The 19,556-nt window shown below is 68.4% G+C and carries 19 protein-coding genes; 1 reads left to right on the top strand and 18 read right to left on the bottom strand.

The window, feature by feature from the left end; all coding sequences use genetic code 11:
- Nucleotides 1-16: 16 nt before the first annotated feature.
- From ACIRCZ_RS15085 to ACIRCZ_RS15020, 14 genes are all read right to left on the bottom strand, one after another.
- A complete protein-coding gene (locus tag ACIRCZ_RS15085; RefSeq protein WP_402854473.1) occupies nucleotides 17-676 on the bottom strand; it encodes a DNA-3-methyladenine glycosylase in 660 nt (219 codons plus the stop codon).
- A gap of 14 nt (nucleotides 677-690) precedes the next feature.
- Nucleotides 691-822 (bottom strand): hypothetical protein, encoded by a 132-nt coding sequence (locus ACIRCZ_RS15080; protein ID WP_268765781.1) that lies wholly within the window; start codon nucleotides 820-822, stop codon nucleotides 691-693.
- Complete coding sequence (gene argH, locus ACIRCZ_RS15075) at nucleotides 822-2,288, bottom strand: argininosuccinate lyase (RefSeq protein WP_402854471.1); 1,467 nt, start codon at nucleotides 2,286-2,288, stop codon at nucleotides 822-824. The genes ACIRCZ_RS15080 and argH overlap by 1 nt, the downstream gene beginning before the upstream one ends.
- Nucleotides 2,289-2,296: 8 nt before the next feature.
- On the bottom strand, nucleotides 2,297-3,493 hold the full coding sequence (locus ACIRCZ_RS15070; protein WP_402854469.1) for an argininosuccinate synthase: 1,197 nt from the start codon (nucleotides 3,491-3,493) through the stop codon (nucleotides 2,297-2,299).
- A gap of 46 nt (nucleotides 3,494-3,539) precedes the next feature.
- Nucleotides 3,540-4,469: an ornithine carbamoyltransferase gene (gene argF, locus ACIRCZ_RS15065; protein ID WP_055891123.1), complete on the bottom strand. Its 930-nt coding sequence runs from the start codon at nucleotides 4,467-4,469 to the stop codon at nucleotides 3,540-3,542.
- Nucleotides 4,466-5,680, bottom strand: coding sequence for an acetylornithine transaminase (locus ACIRCZ_RS15060; RefSeq protein ID WP_402854466.1), 1,215 nt, complete (start codon nucleotides 5,678-5,680; stop codon nucleotides 4,466-4,468). The genes argF and ACIRCZ_RS15060 overlap by 4 nt, the downstream gene beginning before the upstream one ends.
- Nucleotides 5,677-6,627, bottom strand: a complete 951-nt coding sequence (gene argB / locus ACIRCZ_RS15055) for an acetylglutamate kinase (RefSeq protein ID WP_402854464.1) — start codon at nucleotides 6,625-6,627, stop codon at nucleotides 5,677-5,679. The genes ACIRCZ_RS15060 and argB overlap by 4 nt, the downstream gene beginning before the upstream one ends.
- Before the next feature lies 1 nt (nucleotide 6,628).
- Nucleotides 6,629-7,798 carry a bifunctional glutamate N-acetyltransferase/amino-acid acetyltransferase ArgJ gene (argJ, locus tag ACIRCZ_RS15050; RefSeq protein ID WP_402854462.1) on the bottom strand — a complete coding sequence of 390 codons (1,170 nt, stop codon included), beginning with the start codon at nucleotides 7,796-7,798 and terminating at the stop codon, nucleotides 6,629-6,631.
- Nucleotides 7,795-8,853 (bottom strand): N-acetyl-gamma-glutamyl-phosphate reductase, encoded by a 1,059-nt coding sequence (gene argC / locus ACIRCZ_RS15045; protein WP_402854460.1) that lies wholly within the window; start codon nucleotides 8,851-8,853, stop codon nucleotides 7,795-7,797. Before argC ends, argJ begins: the two co-directional genes overlap by 4 nt.
- 330 nt (nucleotides 8,854-9,183) lie before the next feature.
- Nucleotides 9,184-11,727: a phenylalanine--tRNA ligase subunit beta gene (pheT, locus tag ACIRCZ_RS15040; protein ID WP_402854458.1), complete on the bottom strand. Its 2,544-nt coding sequence runs from the start codon at nucleotides 11,725-11,727 to the stop codon at nucleotides 9,184-9,186.
- Nucleotides 11,727-12,767 carry a phenylalanine--tRNA ligase subunit alpha gene (gene pheS / locus ACIRCZ_RS15035; protein WP_055891102.1) on the bottom strand — a complete coding sequence of 347 codons (1,041 nt, stop codon included), beginning with the start codon at nucleotides 12,765-12,767 and terminating at the stop codon, nucleotides 11,727-11,729. Before pheS ends, pheT begins: the two co-directional genes overlap by 1 nt.
- Before the next feature lie 57 nt (nucleotides 12,768-12,824).
- Nucleotides 12,825-14,057 carry a hypothetical protein gene (locus ACIRCZ_RS15030; RefSeq protein WP_402854456.1) on the bottom strand — a complete coding sequence of 411 codons (1,233 nt, stop codon included), beginning with the start codon at nucleotides 14,055-14,057 and terminating at the stop codon, nucleotides 12,825-12,827.
- Nucleotides 14,054-14,431 carry a hypothetical protein gene (locus ACIRCZ_RS15025; RefSeq protein WP_402854454.1) on the bottom strand — a complete coding sequence of 126 codons (378 nt, stop codon included), beginning with the start codon at nucleotides 14,429-14,431 and terminating at the stop codon, nucleotides 14,054-14,056. Before ACIRCZ_RS15025 ends, ACIRCZ_RS15030 begins: the two co-directional genes overlap by 4 nt.
- A 370-nt stretch (nucleotides 14,432-14,801) precedes the next feature.
- Entirely contained in the window at nucleotides 14,802-15,479 is a 678-nt protein-coding gene (locus tag ACIRCZ_RS15020; RefSeq protein ID WP_402854452.1) for a TetR/AcrR family transcriptional regulator, read from the bottom strand.
- A gap of 72 nt (nucleotides 15,480-15,551) precedes the next feature.
- On the opposite strand from ACIRCZ_RS15020, the gene ACIRCZ_RS15015 reads away from it, so the two are divergent.
- A complete protein-coding gene (locus ACIRCZ_RS15015; RefSeq protein WP_235500353.1) occupies nucleotides 15,552-17,060 on the top strand; it encodes an MFS transporter in 1,509 nt (502 codons plus the stop codon).
- A gap of 74 nt (nucleotides 17,061-17,134) precedes the next feature.
- Here the strand turns inward: ACIRCZ_RS15015 and ACIRCZ_RS15010 are convergent, their stop codons facing one another.
- From ACIRCZ_RS15010 to infC, 4 genes are all read right to left on the bottom strand, one after another.
- Nucleotides 17,135-17,950 (bottom strand): RNA methyltransferase, encoded by an 816-nt coding sequence (locus ACIRCZ_RS15010; protein WP_055891085.1) that lies wholly within the window; start codon nucleotides 17,948-17,950, stop codon nucleotides 17,135-17,137.
- 156 nt (nucleotides 17,951-18,106) lie between these two features.
- The gene (gene rplT, locus ACIRCZ_RS15005; protein WP_055891081.1) at nucleotides 18,107-18,493 is read right to left on the bottom strand and encodes a 50S ribosomal protein L20; all 387 of its coding nucleotides are present in this window, start codon (nucleotides 18,491-18,493) and stop codon (nucleotides 18,107-18,109) included.
- A gap of 34 nt (nucleotides 18,494-18,527) precedes the next feature.
- Nucleotides 18,528-18,722 (bottom strand): 50S ribosomal protein L35, encoded by a 195-nt coding sequence (rpmI, locus tag ACIRCZ_RS15000; RefSeq protein WP_055891076.1) that lies wholly within the window; start codon nucleotides 18,720-18,722, stop codon nucleotides 18,528-18,530.
- A complete protein-coding gene (gene infC, locus ACIRCZ_RS14995) occupies nucleotides 18,722-19,378 on the bottom strand; it encodes a translation initiation factor IF-3 (protein ID WP_085369999.1) in 657 nt (218 codons plus the stop codon). The genes rpmI and infC overlap by 1 nt, the downstream gene beginning before the upstream one ends.
- Nucleotides 19,379-19,556 lie beyond the last annotated feature (178 nt).

Below are 19,556 nucleotides of genomic sequence, written 5' to 3'. Positions count from 1 at the left end.
GCGCGGAGCCTCCGCCCTAGTCGTGCGACTTCGGGTGCCGCTTGTACGGCGACACCGAGTTCTCCCCCGGCAGCCAGTACCGCCACGGGAACGCCGCTCCCCCGCCGGCGCCGGAGACCCCGGTACGCCGGCCGGTCTCGTGCGGCAGCGGGATGCGCGGCAGCCGCAGCGAGAACGGCGGGGCGTAGAGGTCGGCGCCGTCGTCGGCGAGGGTGATGCCGGCGGCGACGACGAGGCGCGCCGGTCCCCTGCCGAGGTCGCGCCGCGGCACGACGCGTCCGGTCGGCCCGGAGCGGCGCAGCGTCGCCAGCTCCTCGCCCTCGACGACCTCCGCACCGCGCAGCAGCACGGCGGAGGCCTCTCCTGACGGCGAGCAGACCACGTTGGCGCAGACGTGCATCCCGTAGGTGAAGTACGCGTAGAGGTGGCCTGGTTCCCCGTACATGACCGCGTTGCGCTTGGTGCGGCCTCGGAAGGCGTGCGAGCCGGGGTCGAGGCCGTCGCCGATGTACGCCTCGACCTCGGTGATGCGGAGCGAGACGGCGCCCTCCGGCGACTCGTGCCGGAGGATGCCGCCGAGCAGGCGCGGGGCGACGTCGATGGACGACGCCAGGAAGAACTCGCGACTGGGCAGGAAGAGCCCGGCCGCCGGTCCGTCCCGGTCGTCGTCCGTCATCGCCGACCGCTCCGCTAGAAGATCCGGCCGCCGACGACGACCGTGACGATCAGCCCGATCACGATCACCAGGCTCGCCACCACCACGATCGCCGGGATGATCCACGGATACTTCGGCGACTTCTTGTCCGGCCGGGAACCGCTCATCAGGCGAGGTCCCTTCTGGCCGCCACGAACGCCGAGGTCAGCACCCGCACCCGCTCGGTGAGCGCCGCGAGCTGCTCGGCGACGCGCACAGGGGCCGTCCCTCCGACGTTGTCACGGCTGGCGACGGAACCGTCGATGGTCAGCACCTCACGCACCTCCGGGGTCAGCAGCGGCGACACGGATGCGAGACCCTCGTCGTCGACGTCGCTCAGCTCCAGGCCGCGCTCCTCCGCGAACTTGACCAGGTTGCCCGTGATCTCGTGCGCGTCGCGGAACGGCACGCGGCGCTTGACCAGCCACTCCGCGACATCCGTCGCGAGCGAGAAGCCCTGCGGCGCGAGCTCCGCCATCCTGTCGGTGTGGAAGCGCAGCGTCGCCACCATGCCGGTGAACGCCGGCAGCACGACTTCGAGGGTCGTGACGGAGTCGAAGACCGGCTCCTTGTCCTCCTGCAGATCGCGGTTGTACGCGAGCGGGAGGCCTTTCAGCGTGGTGAGCAGCCCTGTCAGGTTGCCGATCAGGCGCCCGGCCTTGCCGCGGGTGAGCTCCGCGATGTCCGGGTTCTTCTTCTGCGGCATGATCGATGAGCCGGTGGAGTACGAGTCGTCGAGCGTGACAAAGCCGAACTCGCGCGTGTTCCAGAGGATGATCTCCTCCGCGAACCGCGACAGGTCGACGCCGATCTGGGCGCAGACGAACGCGAACTCTGCGACGACGTCCCGCGCCGCCGTTCCGTCGATCGAGTTCTCCGAGCTGGCGGCGAATCCGAGGTCGCGAGCGACCAGCAGCGGGTCGAGCCCCAGGGTGGATCCGGCGAGGGCTCCCGAGCCGTACGGGGAGACGTTCGCGCGCTTGTCCCAGTCGGCCAGGCGCTCCAGGTCGCGCACCAGCGGCCAGCAGTGCGCGAGCAGATGGTGCGCCAGCAGCACGGGCTGCGCGTGCTGCAGGTGCGTCCGTCCAGGCAGGATGGCTGTCGGATGCGCGTCCGCCTGAGCCGCGATGGCGTCGATCAGTGCGATCAGCCGCTCGGCGATGACCCCGGCGTGGTCGCGCAGGTACAGCCGCACAAGCGTCGCGATCTGGTCGTTGCGACTGCGACCGGCACGCAGCTTGCCGCCGAGCTCCGTCCCCGCCCGCTCGATCAGGCCGCGCTCCAGTGCGGAGTGCACGTCCTCGTCGGTCTCGAGCGCCGCGAACGCGCCGGAGGCGACGTCGGCGTCGAGCAGGTCGAGCGCCCCGAGCATTCCGTCGAGTTCGTCCGGCGCGAGGTAGCCTGCGGCCGCGAGGGCGCGGGCGTGCGCTCGGGACCCGGCGATGTCGTACGCCGCGAGCTGCCAGTCGAACTGGGTGGACTTGCTCAGCGCGGCGAGCTCCGGCGACGGCCCGCCGGCGAACCGGCCGCCCCAGAGGGCGCCCGCCTCGCCGGCGCGGTTGCCTGCGGCCGGCTGATCGTTCTGATCAGACACCGTACTCCCTACTGCGCCTGGTCGCGACGGGCCGAGATCTTGCTCGGCAGCGACCACAGCTCGATGAAGCCCTTGGCGAGCGACTGGTCGAACGTGTCGCCGGTGTCGTAGGTCGCCAGGTTGAAGTCGTACAGGCTGGTGTCGCTGCGACGGCCGGTGACCACTGCGGAGCCCGCGTGCAGCTTCAGGCGGATGTCGCCGTTCACGTACTTCTGGGTCTCGTCGATGAACACGTCGAGTGCGCGCTTCAGGCCGGAGAACCAGAGGCCGTCGTAGACGAGCTCCGACCACTTGGCCTCGACGGTGCGCTTGTAGCGGGCGACGTCGCGCTCGACGGTCATGTTCTCGAGCTCCTCGTGGGCCGCGATCAGCGCGATGCCGGCCGGCGACTCGTAGACCTCACGGCTCTTGATGCCGACCAGGCGGTCCTCGACGATGTCGATGCGGCCGACGCCCTGGCCGCCGGCGACCGTGTTCATCAGCTGAACGGCCTCGAGCGGGGTGACCGGCTTGCCGTCGATCGCCACGGGGATGCCCTCGCGGAACGAGATGACGACCTCGGTGGGCTCGCGCGTCACGGCCGGGTCCTGCGTGTACGTGTACAGGTCTTCGATGGGGGCGTTCCACGGGTCTTCGAGGAAGCCGGTCTCCACGGCGCGACCCCAGACGTTCTGGTCGATCGAGTACGGCGACTTCTTCGACTGCTCGATGGGGAGGTTGTGCTCCGCCGCGTAGACGATGGCCTTGTCGCGGGTGAGGGCGAAGTCGCGGACCGGGGCCAGCGAGGTGAGCTCGGGGGCGAGAGCGGCGACCGCAGCCTCGAACCGCACCTGGTCGTTGCCCTTGCCCGTGCATCCGTGGGCCACACTGTCCGCGCCGAGCGCCTTGGCGGTCTGCGCGAGGTGCTTGGCGATCACCGGGCGGCTGAGCGCCGAGACCAGAGGATAGCGCTTCTGGTAGAGCGCGTTGGCCTTGAGCGCCGGCATGATGTAGTCGTCGGCGAACTCGTCCTTCGCATCCACGACGACGGACTCGACGGCACCGCAGTCGAGCGCGCGCTGACGGATGGCCTCCATGTCCTCTCCGCCCTGTCCGACGTCGACCGCCAGGGCCACGACCTCTTTACCGGTCGCGTCCTTCAGCCAGCCGATGCCGACCGAGGTGTCGAGACCGCCCGAGTACGCGAGAACAACACGTTCCGCCATGATTCTCCTTCAGCTTGTGGTTCGTAAAAGATTCTAGGGAGTGCCGCTAGGCGGCGTTCTTCGCGAGCAGCCAGACCAGCAGAGCCTTCTGGGCGTGCAGGCGGTTCTCCGCCTCGTCCCAGATGACCGACTGAGGGCCGTCGATGACGTCGGCCGTGACCTCGTAGCCACGGTCGGCGGGAAGACAGTGCATGAACAGGGCGTCCGGCTCGGCGAGCGCCATGAGGGCGGCGTCCACGCGGTAGCCGCCGAAGACGGCGATGCGCTCCGCCTTCTCGTCCTCTTTGCCCATCGACACCCAGGTGTCGGTGATCATCACATCGGTGCCGGCTGCCGCCTCGTGCGGGTCGGTGAACAGCGTGACGGAGCCGCCGGTCTGCGCCGCGATGGCGTTCGCGTCCGCGATCACCGCTTCCGACGGTGCGTAGTCGGCCGGGGATGCGATGCGCACGTGCATCCCTGCCGTCACCCCGGCGAGAACGTACGACTGACCCATGTTGCTGGCGCCGTCGCCGAAGAAGGTGAGCGTGAGCCCGGCGAGCGAGCCGCGCTTCTCCTGGATGGTGAGCAGGTCGGCCAGGATCTGGCACGGGTGGAATTCGTCGGAGAGCGCGTTGACGACGGGGACGGTGGTGCCCTTCGCCATCTCCTCCAGTCCGGACTGGGCGTATGTGCGCCAGACGATGGCAGACACCATGCGCTCCAGAACGCGGGCGGTGTCGGACGGGGTCTCCTTGCCGCCGAGCTGGCTGTTCGCGGTCGAGATGATCAGCGGGCTGCCGCCGAGATCGGCGATGCCGACGGCGAACGAGACGCGGGTGCGGGTCGACGACTTGTCGAAGATCACCGCGACCGTCTGCGGGCCGGCCAGCGGCTTGGCGGAGAAGCGGTCCTTCTTGAGCTGGGCCGCGAGCTCGAGGATCTCGGCCTGCTCGGCGGGGGTGATGTCGTCGTCGCGCAGAAAGTGCCTGGTCATGATTTCTTTCCTGTGGTGTGGATGGAAGCGAGGGCTCGGCCGAATCGCTCGCGGAACTCTGCGACCTCCTCGTCGCCGACGATCAGCGGAGGGGCCAGCCGGATGCTGGACTCGTTGGGGGCGTTGATGATCAGGCCGTTGGCGAGTGCCGCATCCGACAGGCGGTGCGCATCCCCCTCCGTCAGGCCGATGCCGATCAACAGCCCCTGGCCGCGCACCTCGCCGATCAGCGGGGAGTCGTATGCGCGGATGATCGCGCGCAGCTCCTCGCCTCGGCGCTCGGCGTTGCCGACCAGGTCGGCGCGCTCGATCTCGCCGAGCACGGCGTTGCCCGCCGCTGTCGCGAGCGGGTTTCCGCCGAAGGTCGAGCCGTGCTGACCCTGCGAGAACAGCTCGGAGGCCCAGCCGAACGTGACCAGGGCGCCGATCGGCACGCCACCCGCGATGCCCTTGGCGACCGTGACGGCGTCCGGGAGGATGCCGGCGTGCTCGTACGCGAACCAGCGTCCCGTGCGGCCGACCCCGGTCTGGATCTCGTCGATGACGAGCAGCACGCCGTGCTGCTCCGTCAGCTCCCTTGCACGCTTCAAGAACCCGGCAGGCAGGTCGATGACCCCTGCCTCGCCCTTGATCGGCTCGATGAAGAGCGCGGCCACCCTGTCGTCGATCGCGGCTTCCAGCGCCTCGATCGTCGTGTCGATGTGCTCGACTCCGGCAGGAAGCGGCTCGAACGCCTCGCGCATCGGCGGCTTGCCGGTGAGCGCGAGCGACCCCATCGTGCGGCCGTGGAACGCGTTGTTCAGCGCGAGCACGCGGGTGCGGTGCCCGCCCGACCTGTTCAGCCGCGCCAGCTTGAACGCCGCTTCGTTCGCCTCTGCTCCCGAGTTGCAGAAGTACACGCGGCCGGCGTCGCCCGCGCCGGTGATCCTGGTGAGCCGCTCGGCGAGCTCGAGCTGCGGCGGGGTCGCGAAGTAGTTGGAGACGTGCGCGAGGGTCGCGATCTGGCGGCTGACCGCATCCACCAGCACGGGATGCGCGTGGCCGAGCGAGTTGACGGCGATCCCCGCGAGGAAGTCGAGGTACTCGTTGCCGTCGACGTCCCAGACGCGGCAGCCGTCCCCGCGCGCCAGCATCAGCTTGGGCGTGGCGAGGGTGCGCATCATGGTGTGGCCGAACCGGTCGGTCCAGTCCGTGGTCGTGCTGGTGCTCACGATGGCACCACCTCCGTTCCGATCCCCGATTGGGTGAAGACTTCGAGCAGGATCGAGTGCGGGATGCGCCCGTCGATGATCGCGGCCTTCGCGACGCCCCCGTCGACGGCATCCAGGCAGGCGGACATCTTCGGGATCATGCCGGACTCGAGCGACGGCAGCAGGGCACGCAGCTCGGATGCGTCGATCTTGGACAGCAGCGAGTCGCGGTTCGGCCAGTCGCTGTACAGGCCGGCGACGTCGGTCAGGATGACGAGCTTCGCGGCTCCGAGCGCGACGGCGAGCGCTGCGGCAGCCGCATCCGCGTTGACGTTGAGCGAGTGCCCTGGATCGTCGATGTCCGGCGCGATCGACGACACCACAGGGATGCGCCCGGCGTCGAGCTGGGCGTGCACCGCCTCGGGGTTCACGCCGATCACGTCGCCGACGAGTCCGAGGTCGACCTCGACGCCGTCGACGACCGTGCCGCGCTTGCGCCCCTGGAACAGCCCGGCGTCCTCACCGGAGATCCCAGCCGCGAGCGGCCCGTGCTTGTTGATGCTGCTGACGAGCTCCCGGTTGATCTGGCCGGTGAGCACCATTCGCACCACATCCATCGCCTCCGGCGTCGTCACCCGGTAGCCGCCGCGGAACTCCGACTCGATGCCGAGCCTGTCGAGCATCGCGGAGATCTGCGGCCCTCCTCCGTGCACGACGACAGGGCGGATGCCCGCGTAGCGCAGGTAGACCATGTCCTCGGCGAACGCGTGCTGCAACTCCTCGCTGACCATCGCGTTCCCGCCGAACTTCACGACGATGATCTGATCGTGGAAGCGCTTCAGCCAGGGAAGCGACTCGATGAGGGTCTCGGCTTTCGCGGTGGCGTCGCGCCGCTCTGCGGTCTCTGCGGCGCCGGTCTCTGCGGCGTCCGTCTCTGCGGCGTCTGGTGCTGTCGTCTCGTCGCTCATGTCAGCTCGCGTACGCGCTGTTCTCGTGCACGTAGTCGTGCGTGAGGTCGTTGGTCAGGATCGTCGCCGCCTGGTCGCCTGCGTGCAGGTCGATCAGGATGTGCACGGCGCGCGGCGTGAGGTCGACGAGCTCGCGCGGCTGGTCAGGCTCCCCCGCCGTGCAGATCTGGATGCCGTTGATCGCCACGTCGATGCCGTACGGGTCGAACTCGGCATCGGTCGTGCCCACCGCAGCGAGCACACGGCCCCAGTTGGGGTCGTTGCCGAAGATCGCGGCCTTGAACAGGTTGCTGCGGGAGACGGCCCGTCCGACCGTCACGGCGTCGTCCTCGCTGGCCGCGTTGACCACCTCGATGGCGATGTCGTGGGATGCGCCCTCGGCGTCGGCCTGCAACTGCTCTGCCAGGCTGCGGCACACCTCGGTGAGCGCTGCCGCGAACTCGTTCTCGTCCGCTACGACACCGCTCGCGCCGGAGCCGAGCAGCGCGACCGTGTCGTTCGTTGACATGCAGCCGTCGGAGTCGAGCCTGTCGAAGGTGACGCGGGTCGCCTTCCTGAGCGCCGCATCCAACTGGGCGGAGTCGAGCACGGCGTCCGTCGTGATGACGACGAGCATCGTGGCGAGGCCGGGCGCGAGCATCCCGGCTCCCTTCGCCATGCCGCCGACCGTCCACCCTGCAGGTGAGCGGTGCTCCGCCTGCTTCGGGATGGTGTCGGTGGTCATGATGGCCTCAGCGGCGGCGAGCCCCGCGTCTGCAGAGCCGGCATCGGCAGCGAGGGCTGCACTGGCCTCTGCGACCCCGGCCGTGAGCTTGCCGAGGTCGAGCTGGTCGCCGATCAGGCCGGTCGAGCAGACGAGGACGTCTCCGGCCGAGACGCCGAGACGCTCGCCGACGGCCTCGGCCGTGGCGTGCGTGGTCTGGAACCCCTGTGCGCCGGTGTAGCAGTTGGCGCCACCGGAGTTGAGGACGATCGCGGAGACAACGCCGTCCTTGATGACCTCCCTGCTCCAGATCACAGGGTTGGCCTGGCACCTGTTGGTGGTGAACACCGTGGCCGCCGCGTTGAGCGGGCCGAGGTTCTGCACGAGCGCGACGTCGCGCTTCCCGCTGGCCTTGAGGCCGGCGGCGACTCCCGCTGCGGCGAATCCGGATGCTGCTGTGACGCTCACGGTGCCACTCCGTTCACGGTCAGGCCCGCGGTCTCGTCGAGACCCAGGGCGATGTTGGCCGACTGGATGGCCGCTCCGGCCGTCCCCTTGTAGAGATTGTCGAGAGCAAGGACCGTGACGACACGACCGGCCTCGTGGTCGACTGCGACGCCGATCAGCGCGGTGTTCGCGCCGAGCACGTCAGCGGTGCGCGGAACGGTTCCCGCAGGTAGCACCTGCACGAAGGTCTCCCCCTCGTACGCCGCCTCCCACGCCTGCTGCACCTGCTCGGCCGTTACTCCCGGCTTGAGGCGCGCGGTCGACGTGGCCAGGATGCCCCGCGACATCGGCACGAGCACTGGCGTGAACGACACCGTAGGATGCGCGGCCCCGGCCTTCCGCAGGTTCTGCTGGATCTCCGGGATATGCCTGTGCGTTCCACCGACCGCGTACGGGTTGGCCGAGCCGAGGATCTCGCTCGCCAGGTACATCGGCTTGAGGCTCTTGCCAGCGCCGGACGGGCCGACCGCGAGGACGGCGACGATGTCTTCCTCCTCGATCAGCCCGGCAGCGATGCCGGGCGCGAGGGCGAGCGAGACGGCGCTGGCGTTGCAGCCGGGGGCGGCGATCCTGGTGGCCCCGGCCAGCGCATCCCGCTGCTTGCCGAACCCGTCCTGCGCAGTGCCGAGCGGCAGTTCGGGAACGCCGTACGCCCACGAGCCGAAGTACTCGCCGCCGTAGAACGCCGCCCACGACTCTGGGCTCTCGAGCCGGTGGTCCGCGCCGCAGTCGACGACGAGCGTGTCGGCGGGGAGCTGGGCCGCGATCTCGCCGGACTTGCCGTGCGGGAGGGCGAGGAACACCACGTCGTGACCGGAGAGGTTCTCCGCGGTCGACTCGACGAGCGTGAGGTGGCTGAGGGAACGGAGATGGGGCTGGTGGGCGATGAGCGGCTGTCCGGCGTTCTGATGCGCCGTGACGGTGCGGATCTCGAAGTCGGGGTGACCGGCGAGAATCCGCAGGAGCTCTCCGCCCGCATAACCGGATGCTCCGGCTACGGCTACCTGGAAAGTCATGCTTCTACCTTATTGAGTGGACGACAGGGGCCTCGATGAAGGCGGCACCCACGGTCCCCTCGCACAAGGGTCGCGCCAGCGCCGCCTAGATTCGGCGGTCGCGGAGGCGTCGGCGCATGGCGCGGGCGGCAGAAGCCGAGCGCGTGTCCTCACTGCACCGAACTGAAAGCATGGGGCAACACTATCGTCCCGCGCCCGCGCCCCACCAATCGCCCGCACGCCCTTCCTCCTCGCCGTCCCCGCCGGCAGGCGCTCTGGCGCACGATTCGTGCAAAAAGCGCGGCCCCAACGAGTGGGACCGCGCTTTTCGCACGAGGAGCGCGCCGCTTTTCACTCGCGGATGTGGGCTCCGAACAGCTCGCCCGCACGTGCGGCACCGGCCAGCTTGGCCTCTGTGGCCTCCGCTGCGGTGAGCGTGCGGTCCTCGGCGCGGAAGCGCAGCGCGAAGGTCAGGCTCTTGCTTCCGGTCGGGATGCCCTGGCCGCGGTAGTCGTCGACCAGCCGGATGTGCTCCAGCAGCGGCCCAGCGCCGTCCTGCACAGCTCGCTTCACGTCGCCGGCCGGGATCTCCTGCTGAACGACGAGCGAGAGGTCCTGGGTGGCGGCCGGGAATCCGGCGATCGTGCCTGCGACGATGTCGGCGGGAGCGACAGCGATCAGCGCATCCAGGTCGAGCTCGAACACGGCCACCACGCGCGGCAGGTCGAGTTCTTCCGCCAGGGAGGGAAGCAGTTCGCCCGCGTAGCCGACAGGCACGCCGACGCCGTCCGCGCCCCTGGCGACGAGCTGAGCCGTGCGACCGGGGTGCATCGCCTGGTGCGTGCTCTGCACGGGCTCGACCTCCAGGCCGAGCGCTGCTGCCGTCTGCGCGACCATGGTGAGTGCGTCCGCGATACCGGCCGCGATGGCATCCTGACCGGGCTGCTTGAGCACGGCGTGGCCGAGCACGAGACCCGCGAGGTGCCTCGGCTGGGCGGGGATGCCGGCGTTGAGCCCTGCGAGGACCTCATCGGACGGAAGTGCCGCCCCGAGCGGGAGCGTCTCGCTGCCGATGGCGTCGCCGGACGGACGGAAGACCGTGCCGAGCTCGTAGATGCTCAGGTCGACCAGGCCGCGGGCGAGGTTGCGCTTCGCAACGTCGACCAGGCCGGGGAGCAGAGCGGTGCGCAGGTACGGGGCCGTCGCATCCAGGGCATTCGCCAGCTTGACCGCCGGAACGCCGCCGGCGACGGGCGAACCGAACAGGTCGTTCGCCTTCTCGCTGACGAACGGGAACGCGAGGATCTCCGTCGCCCCGTTGTCGGCCAGCGTCTGCACCACGGCGCGACGCAGCTTCTGCTCGCGGGTCAGCCCACGGCCGGGAGGCGCGACGGGCAGCACCGACGGGATGCGGTCGTAGCCGACGATGCGCGCCACCTCCTCCGCGAGGTCGGACTTGTCGCGCAGGTCGGGGCGCCAGGTCGGAGGGACCACGAGCAGGTCGGCTCCGTCCTCCGACACGGCTCCGCCGATCTCGGCGAGCGCTCCGCGCACCTCGTCGTCGGTGAACGCGACGCCGACGAGCGAGGCGATGTACGTGCCTGGCAGGCGGATGGCCTCGGGCGCCTCCGCGGCGTCGAGCACAGAGCCGAGCTCGTCGGCATGGCCCCCGGCCAGCTGTTCGAGGAGCTGCACGACGCGGCCCGCCGCCGCGACGGCGACGCGCGGGTCGACGCCGCGCTCGAAGCGCTTGGACGCCTCGCTCGGCAGCTTGTGCCTGCGCGCGGTGCGGGCGATCGACACCGGGTCGAAGTTGGCGGCCTCGACCAGCACGTTGGTCGTGTCCGCTCCGATCTCAGTGGATGCGCCGCCCATCACGCCCGCGAGGCCGATCGGCCCTGAGTCGTCGGTGATCACGAGGTCTTCCTCGTCCAGCGTGCGCGTCTGGTCGTCCAGCGTCACCAGGGTCTCGCCGGCGTGCGCCCTGCGCACGACGATGCCGCCGCGCAGCTTGTCGAGGTCGTAGCCGTGGATGGGCTGGCCGAGTTCGAGCATCACGTAGTTGGTGATGTCGACGACGAGCGAGATGGAGCGGATGCCGGCGAGCTTGAGCCTGGCGATCATCCACGCCGGCGTCGGGCGCGAGCCGTCGACGTCGCGGACGACGCGGGTCACGAACACCGTCGCGCCGGAGCGGCCGCGGATCGGGGCGCGGTCGTCGATGGCGACGCTGAACCCGTGCGCGTGCGCGCCGGTGGGCAGGACGCCGGCCGCGTCGGCGGGGTCGCGGAACGCTGCTCCTGTGGCGTGCGAGTACTCGCGCGCGATGCCGCGGATCGAGAACGCGTATCCACGGTCGGGCGTCACGTTGACCTCGACGGCGGTGTCGTCGAGACCGAGCAGGGAGATCGCGTCGGCGCCGACCTCCGGGTCGAGCCCGAGCGTGACCAGGCGCAGGATGCCGTCGTGCTCGTCGCCGAGCCCGAGCTCGCGGGCGGAGGCGATCATGCCGTCCGAGACGTGGCCGTAGGTCTTGCGAGCGGCGATCGGGAACGGGCCTGGCAGGACGGAGCCAGGCAGGGTCACCACCACTTTGTCGCCGGGGAAGAAGTTGCGGGCGCCGCAGACGATGCCGTGCACGGCGTCCCCGCCGTCCGCCGCCTTCTCACCGTCTGGCGCGACCCGCACCTGGCACCAACGGATGGTCTTGCCGTTGGTCTGCGGCTCCTCGATGAAGTCGAGCACCTCGCCGACCACGACGGGGCCGGAGATCTCGAACGAATGGATCTCTTCCTCTTCGAGACCGACGGAGACGAGGGCCGCGTGGACCTCTTCCGGCGTTGTTCCCGGCTCGAGGTCGACGTACTCGCCGAGCCAACTCAGGGGGACGCGCATCAGACCACCATTCCGAACTGCTGAGAGAACCGGACATCGCCCTCGGCCATGTCACGCATGTCTTTGACGTCGTTGCGGAACATCAGCGCCCGCTCGACGCCCATCCCGAACGCGAAGCCCGAGTACACCTCAGGGTCGATCCCCGCGGAGCGCAGCACGTTGGGGTTGACCATGCCGCAGCCGCCCCACTCGATCCAGCGCGCTCCGCCCTTGAAGGTGGGGTGCCAGAGGTCGAGCTCGGCGCTCGGCTCGGTGAACGGGAAGTAGTTGGGGCGCAGGCGCACCTTCGCCTCGTCGCCGAACAGCGTCTTGACGAAGTGGTCGAGCGTGCCGCGCAGGTGCGCCATCGTCAGTCCCTTGTCGACGGCGATGCCCTCGGTCTGGTGGAAGACGGGCAGGTGCGTCGCGTCGAACTCGTCGGTGCGGAACACGCGGCCTGGCGCGATGCGGTACACCGGAAGGTCGTTTCCGAGAAGCGCGCGCAGCTGCACGGGAGAGGTGTGCGTGCGCATCACGAGGTGCGCGTTCGTCGGCTCGACGAAGAAGGTGTCCTGCATGGCGCGCGCAGGGTGGTCCTCGTCGAAGTTGAGCGCGTCGAAGTTGTACCACTCGCTCTCGAGCTCAGGGCCCTCCGCGAGCTCCCAGCCCATGCCGACGAACACGTCGGCGATGCGCTCCTGCAGCAGCGACAGCGGGTGGCGGGCTCCCGGCGTCCAGCGCGACGGGAGAGCGGTGACGTCGAGCGCCTCATCGGCCAGACGGGCCTCGTTCTCCGCGCGCTCGATCTCGGCCTCCTTGGCCGCGAATGCCTGGTTGACCGTGCCTCTCGCCTGCCCGACCAGCTTTCCGGCCGAGGCCTTCTGGTCGTTCGGGACGGAGCGGATGGCGGCGTTCAGGCGGGCGAGCGGCGATCCTTCGGCCGTGTGCTCTGCGCGCACGACCTTGAGAGCCGCCGAATCGGCCGCGGCGTCGATCGCCGCGAGAGCCGACGCGACCGCCGCCTCGACGGAGGCTTCGGAGATTTCGGAGGTTTCAGACACGAGACACAAGTTTAGTGGGCCTCGCTAGCCGTGGTTCCCCGGGATGAGACGCTTCGTCTACCGGTCGAATCCGAAGGTCATCGCCCAGTGCGCATCCTGTTCCATGGTGTGGCGCACAGCTTGGGTGATGCCGTGGCTGAGTTGTGCGACCCGCACGATGTGGCGGTCGACCCGTTCGTCGACCTCGCTCACGGCGTCCACGTCGACGTTCTGGTGGACGTGCAGGCGGTGCTTGTCGATGCAGCGTTCGATGTCGTACGCGGTGATCGTGGGTAGGAGGGCGGCGGCGTTCTTCGCCGCGAGCAATTCCGCCTCCATCCGGGGAATGATGCGACCGTTGGCCTGCGTGATCTGGGTCAGCGCGCTCACCATGCCGCCGATACTCGCCGCGAGGCCGAGAGCGGCAAGCGTGTTGACCGCCACGAGAGCCCCGGACGTGTTCTTCGCCAACGATCTCATCGCCACCGGGCTGCGGGCGATCCCGGCCAGCATCAGCAGGGCGGGAGACACCACTGTCGACGCGCCGGGAAGGAGCGTATCGACGACGTTCGCGAGAATGTGTTCGAACTGTTTGCCTGTCGCCCCAGCACGCTTGATCGAACCATCCGGGTTGAACTTGAACGCGCCATCCTCGCCGATGTCGTGATACTTCAACGTCGACCGGCCCCGCGTGTCGGACACGAAAACGGCCGCGCCGGTCCGGTTGCCGTAGAGGTTGCCGATGAGATCCCACTCGTTCACGTAGTTGCGCACCCGCAACCGGCCCGCTTTCTGGTCGGCCTCCAACCGCTTCTTCGCCGTGGGAGACAGGAACTCCCATGGGTCCGGCCCGTTGAACGTCATCGCGCCCCAGTCGCGCTCCGCCGCCACCAGCAACGCCAGGAACCCACCCAGCGAATGCCCCACCGTCGACACCGACGATCCCGGATACGAATCACTCACCCGATCGGCGAAGAACTGCGCGTCAAGCACCTGCGACATAGGACCCTGCGCACCCCCGACAATCGTCTCGACATCCGCCAAAACATCAGCTCGATGATCCGGATTCGTGCCCGCAAACGACACCACAATCTGCGACATGTCCGGCACTCCACCCACCACGGGAACAACTGCCATCGCCTGAAAACCATTCGCCGCATGATCCTCGGTATCGATCACTCGGTACTTCTGCGTGTGGTCGCCGCTGCCGACGCCGAACTCTTCACCGACGGCCAGCGGAGGGTCTTGGATCAAACGGTCCACGTCGTACGCCTTGTTTGCCAGGTCCCTGTACTGCTCGGCCGTCGTCACTCGATCACCTCCGACGTTCCATCGCTATAGACAACCGTCAAAGGAAGATGCGGAGCAGGCGTCGGCGCTTCAGGAGGCGTACCGGTGCCGCCTACGAACGATGGTCCGAGGTCTGGGCTGATGATCACGTAGTACTCACGGCCCTCGATTGTTGCGATCGCGTTCGCTCTCCACGACGCACCGAGCCCCGGCCGGCCACCGTCCCGGGTGAACCGGACCTCTTCGACGTTCGGTTGCCACTGGTCACGGAAATAGAGCGCGGACGCGCGCTGCTGGTCCCGAACGGGAGGATCTGGTGGCATTAGGCGATCTCCAATCAACGAACAGGCCGACAGACCTGCAATCAGCGCGACGCCCAGCAGGGCAGCACTCACCACTCGTCCAACTACGCGCACATCTCTCCGCTCCCGCCACGCCCGCCGACGAACGACGAACCCGAACCCGAACCCGAACCCGAACCCACGGCATGACGAACTGTCCCTGTCACCATAGACATACCATTATATCAAACGTGACACTGTCAGATACGGAATCCCGACCCCGGAAGCGTGAAGCTGCTCCTGTCACGGATCAGTTCGGGCCGACGAGCAGGTATCGCCCGCAAGAGATCCCCCGCGGCCGCGGCCGGGTTCTGGGGACACGCGAGTGTGCTCTTCACGGAACCGGCGTGACCCAAAAGCACCGTGGGCCCCACGTCCCCGTCCGGAACCGACCGCCCTCGACCCGGCTAGCCGAGCACGACGCCTAGCGAGCGCTCCCCTGCTGCTCGGCCAGCCCGACCGCAGGCAGCAGCACTCCGTCGATCAGCGAGATGAGGAACTCCCTGTCCACCGGCTTGTGCAGGATGAGCGTGCGGTACGACGCCATCGACGGCGTCACGAGCGAGAGCGTTTCGACGTCGCAGTCCGCCGCGATCTCGCCCCGCTCGATCGCCCTGCGCATGAAGAACCTGTTGACGGATGCGCGGGGCTCGACGATCGCGGCGTTCACCGCCTCCGCGAGGTCGGGGTCCTGTGCGAGCATCGAGATCAGCCCGGCCATCACGCGCAGCTTCTTCTCCGCGTCTTCGAGGCTGTGCGGTTTGATCATCGCGACCATGTCGCCGCGCAGCGTGCCGGTGTCCGGCAGGGTCTCCGGGTCGATGTCGACCTTCTTCATGCAGGCGACGGCCTCGATGACCAGCTCGGCCTTCGACCCCCACCTGCGGTAGACGGTCGCCTTCCCCGCCTTGGCCCGTGCGGCGACCATGTCCATGGTCATCCGCTCGTATCCGGTCTCCGCCAGGACATCGAGGGCGGCCGCCATGATCTCCGGGTCGCGGGTGTGGTCGCGTTTGCGGCCCAGCTTCGCGGGCGCCGTCCGCGTTTCGTCAACGGTGTCGAGCTGCGTCATTGCGGCTCCCTTCGTGTTGTGGCTGTGCATCCAGACCATTGTAAGGTTAATTTTAGAACTCGGGAGATCCGGAACTCGTTAGTTTCGTATATGCTGACCTCCATGTCGCAGAATCCCCCTCCCGTTTCGACCCGCCGCTGGTGGACGCTCGTCACCGTCGCCCTCGCGCAGCTCATGGTCGTCCTCGACTCCACGGTCGTGAACATCGCCCTCCCGTCGGCACAGGCCGACCTCGGCTTCAGCAACGCCGACCGCCAGTGGATCGTCACCGCATACTCCCTCGCCTTCGGCAGCCTCCTGCTGTTCGGCGGCAGGCTCTCCGACCTCATCGGCCGCAAACGCGCCTTCATCATCGGCCTCATCGGCTTCGCAGGGGCGTCGGCTCTCGGCGGCGCGGCAGGCACCTTCGGGATGCTCGTGGGAGCCAGGGCGCTGCAGGGCGCGTTCGGCGCACTCCTCGCCCCGACCGCCCTCGCCGTGCTCACCACGACGTTCACGATCCCCAAGGAGCGTGCGCGCGCGTTCGGCATCTTCGGCGCCATCGCGGGAGCCGGCGGCGCGGTCGGCCTGCTCCTCGGCGGATTCCTCACCGAACAGCTCGACTGGCGCTGGAACCTCTACATCAACGTCGTCATCGCGATCGTCGCCGTCATCGGCGCCAGCATCTTCGTCAGCAGCGTCGCCCGCTCCGGCCCGCGGCCGAAGCTCGACGTGCCAGGCACGATCCTGGTCTCCGGCGCGCTGTTCAGCCTCGTCTACGGATTCTCCAACGCGGAGACGGACGGCTGGGACTCCCCGCAGAGCTGGGGCCTGCTCGCCACCTCGGCCGTGCTGCTGATCGCGTTCGTGCTCTGGCAGCGCAGGGCCGCGCATCCCCTGCTGCCGCTGTCGATCGTGCTCGACCGCAACCGAGGGGCGTCGTACTCGTCGATCCTGATCGCCGGCGCCGGGATGTTCGGCATCTTCCTGTTCGTCACCTACTACCTGCAGACCACGCTCAGGTTCACCCCGATCCAGACCGGGCTCGGCTTCCTGCCGATGATCGTGATGCTGGTGATCGCCGCTCAGCTCTCGACCAACATCTTCGTGCCCAGGTTCGGGCCGAAGGTGATGGTGCCGATCGGCATGACCATCGCCGCGGTCGGGATGGTCTACCTCACCCACCTCGGCGTCACGGCGAACTACGCGTCCGACGTGCTGCCCGCTCTGATGATCCTCGGCACCGGCATGGGCTCGATCATGCCTGCGGCCATCCAGACCGCGACCCTCGGCGTCGACAGGCACTTCGCCGGTGTCGCGTCGGCGATGGTGAACACCAGCCAGCAGGTCGGCGGCTCGATCGGCACTGCACTGCTCAACACGCTCGCCGCGACGGCGGCCACGAACTACGTGGCGTCGCACCTGCCGCCGACCGCGTCCGTCGCAGCAGAGGCCGCCGTGCACAGCTACGCCACCGCGTACTGGTGGGGAGCAGGGTTCTTCGTCTTCGGAGCGATCCTCTCCGGCCTGCTCTACCGCCGCCGCGGGAACGGAGCGTCGCTCGGGAACCCCGGAGGCGCCCCCGTCTCCGCGGATGCGCAGGAGCCGAACGAGCCGGTCATCGCGCACTGACGGCCGCTCGCGCGGCGATCGGCCAGGCCGGCTGGGCCGAGACGGCTCAGCCCAGTCGGCTCGATCCAGACGGCTCAGTCCAGGATGTCGGCCGAACGCTGAGCGAACGCGGACTCGTAGAGGCACACGCTCGCTGCGGTGGCCAGGTTCATCGACTCTGCGCGGCCGTAGATCGGCACCGTCACGACGCGGTCGACCAAATGCAGCAGGTCGTCCGCCAGACCGCGCGCCTCGTTTCCGAACACCCACACGGTGGGCTGGGCGAGCTGCCCGTCCGTGCGCGCTGCGAGCAGGTCCTCTCCCTTGATGTCGGCCGCGAGCACCTGCAGACCGGCGCCGTGGGCGCGCTGCACGACGTCGTCGAGACTGGCGCCGACCGCGACGGGGACGTGGAAGAGCGAGCCGGTGGTCGAGCGGACCACCTTCGGGTTGTAGAGGTCGACCGTGCGACCGGTCAGCACGACGGCATCGGCACCCGCGGAGTCGGCGGCGCGGATGATCGTTCCCGCGTTGCCAGGGTCGCGCACCTCTTCGAGGATCGCGACCAGCCGAGGCCGGTCGGCGAAGATGTCCTTCACCGAGGTGGGGAACTGACGGCACACGGAGACGAAGCCCTGCGGCGTGACCGTGTCGGCCATCGCATCCAGCACCTGCTCGGTGACGAACTCTACGTCGACACCGGCGTCGACGGCTGTCTGGGCGATGTCGCTGTATCGTTCGAGCGCCGTCGGCGTCGCGTAGAGCTCGACCACGAGCTCGGGGCGGAACGACAGCGCTTCTGCCACCGCCTGTGGTCCTTCGAGGAGGAACAGCCCTGTCTCGGCCCTGGCGGCGCGCTTCGCGAGTTTGGCAACGGCCCGAACGCGCGGTGAGCGCGGGTTGTCAAGCATGTCCCCAGCTTAGGGCCCGTCCCCGCATCATCGAGCCTGAAGTTGTTCAGGCGACACGCCGCTGCCTGGTGTGAACAACTCCGGACTCGACGGCGCGGAAACGCAAGAACCCGGCCGACGCGAGGTCGACCGGGTTCTGACGGTGGTGAGTGCGGGTTACGCAGCAGCCTTCGGCGCCGAGGTGTCGGCGGGGAGGGCCTTCTTGGCGGTCTGCACCAGAGCCGCGAAGGTGGCGGGCTCGTTGACCGCCAGCTCGGCGAGGATGCGACGGTCGACCTCGACGCCCGCGAGACCCAGACCCTGGATCAGACGGTTGTAGGTGAGGCCGTTGGCGCGGCTCGCGGCGTTGATGCGCTGGATCCACAGACGACGGAAGTCGCCCTTGCGCGCACGGCGGTCACGGTAGCTGTAGACCAGCGAGTGAGTGACCTGCTCCTTGGCCTTGCGGTAGAGGCGCGAACGCTGTCCGCGGTAGCCCTCGGCACGCTCGAGGATGACCCGACGCTTCTTGTGAGCGTTGACCGCCCTTTTTACTCTTGCCATGTCTTCTTTACTTCCTTAAAAAAGTCGGGTGGGGTTACTTGCCGAGCATGCGGCGGATGACCTTGGCATCCACCTCGGGAACGACCTGCTCCTGGTTGAGGCGACGCTTGCGGTCGCTGGACTTGACCTCCAGGTTGTGGCGCATACCGGCCTGCTGCTTCATGACCTTGCCGCTGCCGGTGATCTTGAAGCGCTTCTTGGCCCCGGAGTGGGTCTTCTGCTTGGGCATTATTTCTCCTCGTTCGTCGCCTCGGCGGGCGAACTCTCTTCGGACTGAGCAGAGTCGTCTGCGTCAGCAACCGCCTCGGTGTCGCGGCCCTGGGCCCGCGCTTTCGTGGCGGCACGTTGTGCGTTGGCCTCGGCCTTGGCCTCTGACTTGTTCTTCAGAGGGCCGATGACCATGACCATGTTTCGACCGTCGATGGTCGGGTTGGATTCCACCGAGCCGAACTCGGCGACATCTTCTGCGAAACGCTGGAGGAGACGGACGCCCTGGTCGGGTCGCGACTGCTCGCGACCCCGGAACAGGATCATCGCCTTCACCTTGTCGCCGGCCTTCAGGAAGCCTTCGGCGCGCTTGCGCTTCGTCTCGTAGTCGTGCTTGTCGATCTTGAGGCGGAACCGCACCTCTTTGAGGATGGTGTTCGCCTGGTTGCGCCGGGCTTCCTTCGCCTTCTGCGCAGCCTCGTACTTGAACTTGCCGTAGTCCATGATCTTCGCGACAGGCGGCTTGGAGTTGGGAGCAACCTCAACCAGATCCAGGTCTGCTTCCTGCGCGAGACGGAGGGCGACCTCGATTTTGACGACGCCGACCTGCTCTCCGCTGGGGCCGACAAGTCGAACTTCCGGGACGCGGATACGGTCATTGGTACGGGGATCGCTGATGCTTTTCTCCTCTGATCAAGCGATACTTCGCGGCCGCGATCTCGTCGGGTGACGACACCGGCGAAAGAGGATTTTCCACGCACCAACGCATTCCTGCGATTTCTCGCAGGCCTGGTACAGCACCCTGTCTACCCCCGCGCTTGCGCGCGTTGGCGGAGTGCAACAACCCGGTAACCTA

Source organism: Leifsonia sp. NPDC102414, from assembly GCF_044765685.1.
Classification (GTDB): domain Bacteria; phylum Actinomycetota; class Actinomycetes; order Actinomycetales; family Microbacteriaceae; genus Leifsonia.
The sequence above is the reverse complement of the archived record's forward strand: the minus strand, read 5'-3'. Positions and strand labels throughout refer to the sequence as shown.

Coding starts and splice junctions, on each gene's coding strand:
- ACIRCZ_RS15015 (WP_235500353.1), top strand. CDS start 15,552: ATGTCGCAGAATCCCCCTCCCGTTTCGACCCGCCGCTGGTGGACGCTC.
- ACIRCZ_RS15080 (WP_268765781.1), bottom strand. CDS start 822: ATGAGCGGTTCCCGGCCGGACAAGAAGTCGCCGAAGTATCCGTGGATC.
- argF (WP_055891123.1), bottom strand. CDS start 4,469: ATGACCAGGCACTTTCTGCGCGACGACGACATCACCCCCGCCGAGCAG.
- argC (WP_402854460.1), bottom strand. CDS start 8,853: ATGACTTTCCAGGTAGCCGTAGCCGGAGCATCCGGTTATGCGGGCGGA.
- ACIRCZ_RS15010 (WP_055891085.1), bottom strand. CDS start 17,950: ATGCTTGACAACCCGCGCTCACCGCGCGTTCGGGCCGTTGCCAAACTC.
- ACIRCZ_RS15085 (WP_402854473.1), bottom strand. CDS start 676: ATGACGGACGACGACCGGGACGGACCGGCGGCCGGGCTCTTCCTGCCC.
- ACIRCZ_RS15020 (WP_402854452.1), bottom strand. CDS start 15,479: ATGCACAGCCACAACACGAAGGGAGCCGCAATGACGCAGCTCGACACC.
- argB (WP_402854464.1), bottom strand. CDS start 6,627: ATGAGCGACGAGACGACAGCACCAGACGCCGCAGAGACGGACGCCGCA.
- pheT (WP_402854458.1), bottom strand. CDS start 11,727: ATGCGCGTCCCCCTGAGTTGGCTCGGCGAGTACGTCGACCTCGAGCCG.
- rpmI (WP_055891076.1), bottom strand. CDS start 18,722: ATGCCCAAGCAGAAGACCCACTCCGGGGCCAAGAAGCGCTTCAAGATC.
- rplT (WP_055891081.1), bottom strand. CDS start 18,493: ATGGCAAGAGTAAAAAGGGCGGTCAACGCTCACAAGAAGCGTCGGGTC.
- ACIRCZ_RS15070 (WP_402854469.1), bottom strand. CDS start 3,493: ATGGCGGAACGTGTTGTTCTCGCGTACTCGGGCGGTCTCGACACCTCG.